Genomic DNA, 6,121 nt, shown 5'->3' with positions numbered 1-6,121 from the left:
AGCAGCCGGGCCGCCGTGCGAGGGGTGAATGCGCTTGTCGTCATCGCGAATCTCCATCGACGGACGTCGCCGGCTGGTGAGCCCATCAGTCCCATCGGACCTCTCGGACCCATCGGGCCTGACGGGCCTGACGGGCCTATCGGACCCGATCGGACCCGATCGGACGCCGGTGACTTGCATCAGCTCTCGGACTTGTGGTCCGGCTTGCCCTTCTGCGGCGTCGATGCCATGTCGTGCAGTTCCTTCTCGCTCATCGACTTGTACATCGACTTCGACGCGCCCTTGAGCTCGCCGACCTTCTTGTCGCCACGTTTGGCCGACAGCGCGGCCCCGGCGGCCATTTGCTGCGATTTCGATTTGGCTGGCATCGTGTCCTCCATTGAGTCATCGAGTCGGGTGGGCGGGGATCGGTGCAATCTTGCAAGCCTTGTAAATCCCGGTCGTTGCCTGCCCCCGCAGGCAAGCGGCATTCGACGTCGGCGCGACGTCAGCGCGACATCAGCGGGACGGCTGCGCCGGTTGCGAAACGCCCTGCAGCGCCTCGCCGGTACCGCCGGTGTCGCCGGTCTTCACGGCCAGGTCGCCCAGCGACACCATGCCAACCAGATGATGATCCTTGTCGATCACCGCCAGACGGCGGATCTGATGCGCCGCCATCTTTTCGCGCGCGGTGTCGATGGACTCGTCATCGCTGCACCACTGCACGTCCTCGGTCATCGCCTGGGTCACCTTGGTGCTGGCGGGGTCCGCCCCAGCCGCGGTGCAGCGCACGGTGATGTCGCGGTCGGTCACCATGCCGGTCAGCCGGCGCCCGTCGCAAACGGGCAGCGCGCCGACATCGAGCTGGGCCATCAGTTCGGCCGCGCGCTTGATCGTGTCGTCCTGCGTCAGAAAGGCTGGCTGTGCGGTCATCACATCGCGAAGAACGCCGCCGGACCGCTGGGCGCCGCCTCCTTGCATCTGGGTTGCCATCGTCGTTTCTCCTTGCGGATAGTTGGCACTGCGCGCGTTTCGCACGCATCCACGGTTTCGCAAGATGCGTTCCAGAGCGCCTGCGCGGATGACGCCGCCGTGACACGCAGTGCGCGACCGATCGACGCGGCGGTACGGTTCTTGCGCGGCATGACGGATACGGGCGCGCATCGCGCCGGACCACCTGCAGGAGATCGATATGCGAAACGAATCCATGCGACGCAATCGGCCAGAGCAATCCTGGCCTGGCTACGATCAACGTGACGATGGCTGGAGCGACAACCGCTCCGAACGCTGGGCCCAGGATGACTGGCAGGCGGAATCGGACGGCAACGACTGGGAGTCGCGCTGGCGCAGGGCACGCCTGACGCCGTACCAGCTCAGCGAGGGCGGCCCGCCGCGCGGCGCCTTCGAGGACGACGACACCTATGGCACCGGCTACGGCCGCGAGGCCGGCCGGCAGAGCCAGCCATACCGCAGCGGCAGCAGCAGCGGCACCAGCAGCGGCTATGGCGAGGGACGCTACAGCGGCGAGCAATACACCAGCGGACCGTCGGGCCGCGGTCAATACGGCCGCGCTCAAGGCGGCGGTCAAGGCGGCGGCCAGTATGGGCGCGGCCAGTACGGGCGCGAGCATGGCGGTGGCCGATTCGGTGGCGGATACAGTGGCGGGTACAGCGGCGAGTCCGGCTATGGCTCTGAATATGGGTCGGAGTACGGTGGCCAGTATGGCGGCCAATACGGGGGCCAATCTGGCGGCGGATATGGCAGCGAGTATGGCGGCGGATATGGCGGCGGATATGGTGCCGGATATGGCGGCGGCGAGGAACGCGGCGATTGGCGCGGCCGCGGCGAATCGTCGACTCGCCGCAACGAATATCGCACCGATCCCTGGCAGTCCGGCTACTCAGGCGCCGCCGCGCTTGAGACCGGCACCGGGCCCTCGTACGCCACCGGTACGCGCGGCGACGAATGGCGCGAGGAAGAGGAGCGCTACGGCGGGACCACCACGTGGCGCGGCGGCCAGCGGCAGGGCATGCGCAACCGCGATCAGGACTGGCTGCGCGAAGCCGAACGAAGCAGCGGCTACAGCAATGCCGGCACGTCGAACTACGGCTGGGACCGCTTCGACGACGATTGGCCCGGCCGCAACTATGCCGTGCCGGAGCACCGCTACGGCGGCGATTACCGGGAGGAATGGTCCGGGCGCGAGGCGGGCCGGCAGTCGGCCGGCGAATTGAGCTATGGCGGCGGCTACAGCCGCTACGGGCGCGACGACGGCCGCTACGGGCGCGACGATGACCGCGAGGAGCACGGCCCGCTGTACAACATCGGCCGGCGCATCGGCGAGGCGGTCAGCGAATTCTTCGGCACCGACGATCGGCCGCAGCGCCGCGTCGGTCCGAAGGGCTATCGCCGCAGCGACGAGCGTATCCGCGAGGCGGTGTGCGAACGGCTCGCCTATGCCGAAGGGCTCGATGTCAGCGAGGTGACGGTCGATGTCAATGGCGGCATCGTCAAGCTCGCCGGCACGGTGCGCAACCGCAACGAGAAGTACGACATCGAGGACCTGGTCGACAATGTCTTCGGCGTGACCGACGTGGAGAACGACATTCGCGTCCGCCGCGACAGCGGCGAATCGCCGGCGAAGATGGACGATCTGAAGGGCTGGACGCCGGACTGATCGGCCGAGGCTCCGGCGCCCGGGCAGGCCCCGGCAGGCTGCGTAGGCGGTCGGTGCAGCGGGCGGTGGAGCGGTGAAAGCGGTGAAGTGGCGGCGGTGAGGCGGGGCGGTGAGGCGGGGCGGTGAAGCGGGGCGGTGAAGCGGGGCGACCGCCTGGCGCCCGCCCGTTCCATCCCGCCAGCCCGCCTTGCGTGCGCTGCCGCACGCGTGTCAGACAGGCGCCGATGGCGCCGCGTCACCCTCTGGGCAATACTGCGCTCACAAAACAGGGAGGGCGCCATGACCGCCAATGAGGGTTTCATCGCCGCCAACCGGCCGGCGGCACAGCCCGATGCCGGCGTACCGGCATCGGCCCAGGCCAATGCCGAAAAAAGGCGTGCGCCATGGTGGCAGCCGGGCGTCTACTGCAGCGCGCCGGCCGTATTTCTGTGGATTGCCTCACGCCTGCCGGAAGACATGCTGTCGCAGATGTTCCGCGGCGAATCGATGCCGCTCGTGCTGAATCAGCTCGGCGACGCGCTGTTTTTCTGCGGCTGGGTCATCAGCGCGATTCTGCTGTGGGGCAGCCGGCGCCAGGGGCCAGCGGCCTGACCCGCCGATCCCATCTGCAGGTCTCTGCTGCAGATGCCGCCATTACCGGCCATTACCGGCCATTACAGCCATCAACCGTCATGAACCGCCTACGAGGCCGCACCGGCCTCGTCGCGCCTGAGCACGCGCAGCCGCAGTACGCCTGGCAGCGCGGCCAGCGCCTGTTCGAGTTCGGCCGAGGGCGCCTTGTCCAGGTCGGTGACGACATAGCCGGTGGTGCCGCGCGTTTCCAGATGCTGGCCCGCGATATTGATGCCCTCGCGCGCGAGCAGCGTGTTCAACGCCGCCAGCGCGCCCGGCGCATTGCCGTGGACGTTCAGTAGCCGCGCGGGGCAATCGACCGGCCCCGGATCGACCTCCGGGAAATTGACCGCGCCGATGGTGGCGCCAGTCGTCAGATAGTTGACCAGCTTTGCCGCGACCTCGACGCCGATGTTCTGCTGCGCCTCCTCGGTGCTGCCGCCGATATGCGGGGTCAGCAGGACGTTGGGCAGATTCTGCAGCTCGCTGACGAACGCATCCTTGTTGCTCTTGGGCTCGCTGGGAAAGACATCGATCGCGGCGCCGCCGACCCGCCCGTCGCGCAGCGCCTGCGCCAGCGCGGCAATATCGACCACGCTGCCGCGCGAGGCGTTGATCAGCATCGCGCCGCGCTTGAAGGCGGCCAGCACGGTGGCGTCGATCATGTTGCGCGTGCGCGGCGTCGCCGGTACGTGCAGCGTTACCACATCGGCATGCGCGACGGCGTCGGCCAGCGAGCCGGCCGCCTTGGCCGAGCCCAGCGACAGGCGCGGCTGCACGTCGTAGTAGACCACCCGCATGCCCATCGCTTCGGCCAGCACGCCGACCTGCGAGCCGATATTGCCGTAGCCGACGATGGCGAGCGTCTTGCCGCGCGCCTCGAAGGCGCCGGCCGCGCCCTTGGCCCATTTGCCGGCATGCGCCAGCGTGTTCTTTTCGGGAATCCGGCGCAGCAGCATCACCGCCTCGCTGACCACAAGCTCGGCCACCGACCGCGTATTCGAGAACGGGGCGTTGAATACCGGGATGCCGGCCGCGGTCGCGGCGGCGAGGTCGACCTGCGAGGTGCCGATGCAGAAGCAGCCGATCGACAGCAGATTCGCCGCATGGCGAATGTCCTCGGCATGCAGATGGGTCGCCGATCGAATGCCGATCAGCTCGTTGGCGGCCAGCACTTCGTGCAGTTCGCCGCCGGCCAGCGCACCGGCGCGGCGGTCGACCTGCAGTCCGGCCTCTGCCAGCCGTTCGCTGGCGCTTTCGTGAATGTTCTCGAGCAGCATTACCTTGGTCATCGCGGCCTCGTGTGGCGGTCGTGGTGGGCCCCGACGGTGTCGGTGCAGCGCTCTATCTTGCCTCAACTTCGGCAGGGAAGTGAGGTAGGCGACGATTTGCGGCGCGCCGGGCGGGCCGGCATCGGACCGCATTCGACAGTCTTGCCGGCCGCGGACGGGACCGCGATGGATGCCTTCGCGGCGCGCTCGGGCGACGCGGATGCGTTCGGCGATCTGGACGATGTCGACGATCTGGACCCTTGGGAGGACCTGGCCGAAGCGCCCAGCATCGCATGCGCGCGAATCAGCGAAATCTCTTCGCCGTCGGCATCGGCGTGTTGTGCATCGCGCCGGTCGCTGAATTCGTTCAGGTTGGCCTGCATCCGCTGCAGCAGCGTCGACAGCATCGTGCGTTCGTCGCTGCTGAACGGGCTGACCGACACCGAATGCAGGGCCTTGAGCGACTGCGCAATGCGCTGCACGCGCGCGCGCTCGGCCTCGGGGACGACGGGCTGCGCCTCGGGCTGGGCCGGGCCGCAGGTCATGCCCGCGCGATCGACGAAGGCGATCCAGCGGTCGCGATGCAGCTCGGCCAGCAGATGCTCGCCCATCTCGACGTCGATCAGGATCGCACCCAGATACGGCCGGTGCCGGACATAGTCGCCGCGCGCGACGGCACGCAGCAGGATCCATTTGACGTAGGTCAGGCCGGAGGTGGACAGCGTCGAATCCAGCGCGCGCTGCCAGGCCTTCATCGCCTCGACCAGGGCCACGATCGTCGGCTCTCCTGCATCACTGCGGTGCAGCGTCATCCATGTCTCCCTGTCATGTTTTTGAACGGCGTAACGTACACGAAAACCATGGCAGTTCGAGGGCAACTAAGGGAAATCGAGAACAAGGAATCCCCTCGATATGACGGCTGCGCCGCAGGTTTCAAGCCGGCGCCATCGCCGTCTCGCGATGACCGACCGGCCGGTCGTCGATTGGCCAGTGCAGCACGGTCGCGCCGAGTCCGACCACGATCGCGCCCATCCACACCAGGTCGTAGGAACCGGTCCGATCGAACAGATAGCCGCCGAGCCAGACGCCGAGGAAGGAGCCGAGCTGATGGCCGAGAAAGACGAAGCCGAACAGCGTGGCCACATAGCGGGTGCCGAACACCTGCGAGACCAGGCCGCTGGTCAGCGGCACGGTGCCCAGCCAGACGAAGCCCATCACCGCGGCGAACACGAAGACGCTGACGCTCGAGAGCGGCACCAGCAGGAACAGCGCGATCGCCGCGGTGCGCAGCAGATAGATGCCGCTGAGCGCGCGATGCCGCCGCACATGGTTGCCGAGCAGGCCGCACAGATAGGTGCCGGCGATATTGGCCAGCGCGATGATCGCCAGCGCGATCACGGCGTCGCGCGCGGGCAGCCCGCGGTCGAGCAGATAGGCGGGCAGGTGCGAGGCGATGAAGGCGAGCTGGAAGCCGCAGGCCAGAAAGCCGATATTCAGCAGCCAGAAGCCGCGATGGCCGCAGGCCTGGCGGATCGCGGCGCGCATCGATTGCTGGCTGCCGTTCGCGCCGGCCGCTGCTGCG

General features: G+C 68.0%; 7 protein-coding genes. 2 read left to right on the top strand and 5 right to left on the bottom strand.

Annotated features, from left to right (window positions below; all coding sequences use genetic code 11):
• Window positions 1-179: 179 nt before the first annotated feature.
• Window positions 180-368 (bottom strand): DUF3008 family protein, encoded by a 189-nt coding sequence (locus AC6EI8_RS23260; protein ID WP_144833264.1) that lies wholly within the window; start codon window positions 366-368, stop codon window positions 180-182.
• A gap of 130 nt (window positions 369-498) precedes the next feature.
• On the bottom strand, window positions 499-972 hold the full coding sequence (locus AC6EI8_RS23255; RefSeq protein WP_149318360.1) for a CBS domain-containing protein: 474 nt from the start codon (window positions 970-972) through the stop codon (window positions 499-501).
• A gap of 199 nt (window positions 973-1,171) precedes the next feature.
• On the opposite strand from AC6EI8_RS23255, the gene AC6EI8_RS23250 reads away from it, so the two are divergent.
• Both AC6EI8_RS23250 and AC6EI8_RS23245 read left to right on the top strand, forming a co-directional pair.
• Complete coding sequence (locus AC6EI8_RS23250) at window positions 1,172-2,656, top strand: BON domain-containing protein (RefSeq protein WP_498382992.1); 1,485 nt, start codon at window positions 1,172-1,174, stop codon at window positions 2,654-2,656.
• A 279-nt stretch (window positions 2,657-2,935) separates the two neighbouring features.
• On the top strand, window positions 2,936-3,247 hold the full coding sequence (locus AC6EI8_RS23245; protein ID WP_149318067.1) for a hypothetical protein: 312 nt from the start codon (window positions 2,936-2,938) through the stop codon (window positions 3,245-3,247).
• 89 nt (window positions 3,248-3,336) lie between these two features.
• Here AC6EI8_RS23245 and serA read toward each other — a convergent pair whose 3' ends face one another.
• The 3 genes from serA to AC6EI8_RS23230 all read right to left on the bottom strand — a co-directional run.
• On the bottom strand, window positions 3,337-4,560 hold the full coding sequence (gene serA, locus AC6EI8_RS23240) for a phosphoglycerate dehydrogenase (RefSeq protein WP_150082361.1): 1,224 nt from the start codon (window positions 4,558-4,560) through the stop codon (window positions 3,337-3,339).
• 62 nt (window positions 4,561-4,622) lie between these two features.
• Window positions 4,623-5,351 (bottom strand): hypothetical protein, encoded by a 729-nt coding sequence (locus AC6EI8_RS23235; protein ID WP_149318069.1) that lies wholly within the window; start codon window positions 5,349-5,351, stop codon window positions 4,623-4,625.
• Between the two features lie 121 nt (window positions 5,352-5,472).
• The coding region (locus AC6EI8_RS23230; RefSeq protein ID WP_498382991.1) for an MFS transporter at window positions 5,473-6,121 on the bottom strand (649 nt) is incomplete at its 5' end.

This window comes from Cupriavidus sp. R6-3 (assembly GCF_059772245.1).
The sequence above is the reverse complement of the archived record's forward strand: the minus strand, read 5'-3'. Positions and strand labels throughout refer to the sequence as shown.

Excerpts from the sequence above, each read along its gene's own strand:
- AC6EI8_RS23260 (WP_144833264.1), bottom strand. The coding sequence starts at position 368 with ATGCCAGCCAAATCGAAATCGCAGCAAATGGCCGCCGGGGCCGCGCTG.
- AC6EI8_RS23255 (WP_149318360.1), bottom strand. The coding sequence starts at position 972 with ATGGCAACCCAGATGCAAGGAGGCGGCGCCCAGCGGTCCGGCGGCGTT.
- AC6EI8_RS23250 (WP_498382992.1), top strand. The coding sequence starts at position 1,172 with ATGCGAAACGAATCCATGCGACGCAATCGGCCAGAGCAATCCTGGCCT.
- AC6EI8_RS23245 (WP_149318067.1), top strand. The coding sequence starts at position 2,936 with ATGACCGCCAATGAGGGTTTCATCGCCGCCAACCGGCCGGCGGCACAG.
- serA (WP_150082361.1), bottom strand. The coding sequence starts at position 4,560 with ATGACCAAGGTAATGCTGCTCGAGAACATTCACGAAAGCGCCAGCGAA.
- AC6EI8_RS23235 (WP_149318069.1), bottom strand. The coding sequence starts at position 5,351 with ATGACGCTGCACCGCAGTGATGCAGGAGAGCCGACGATCGTGGCCCTG.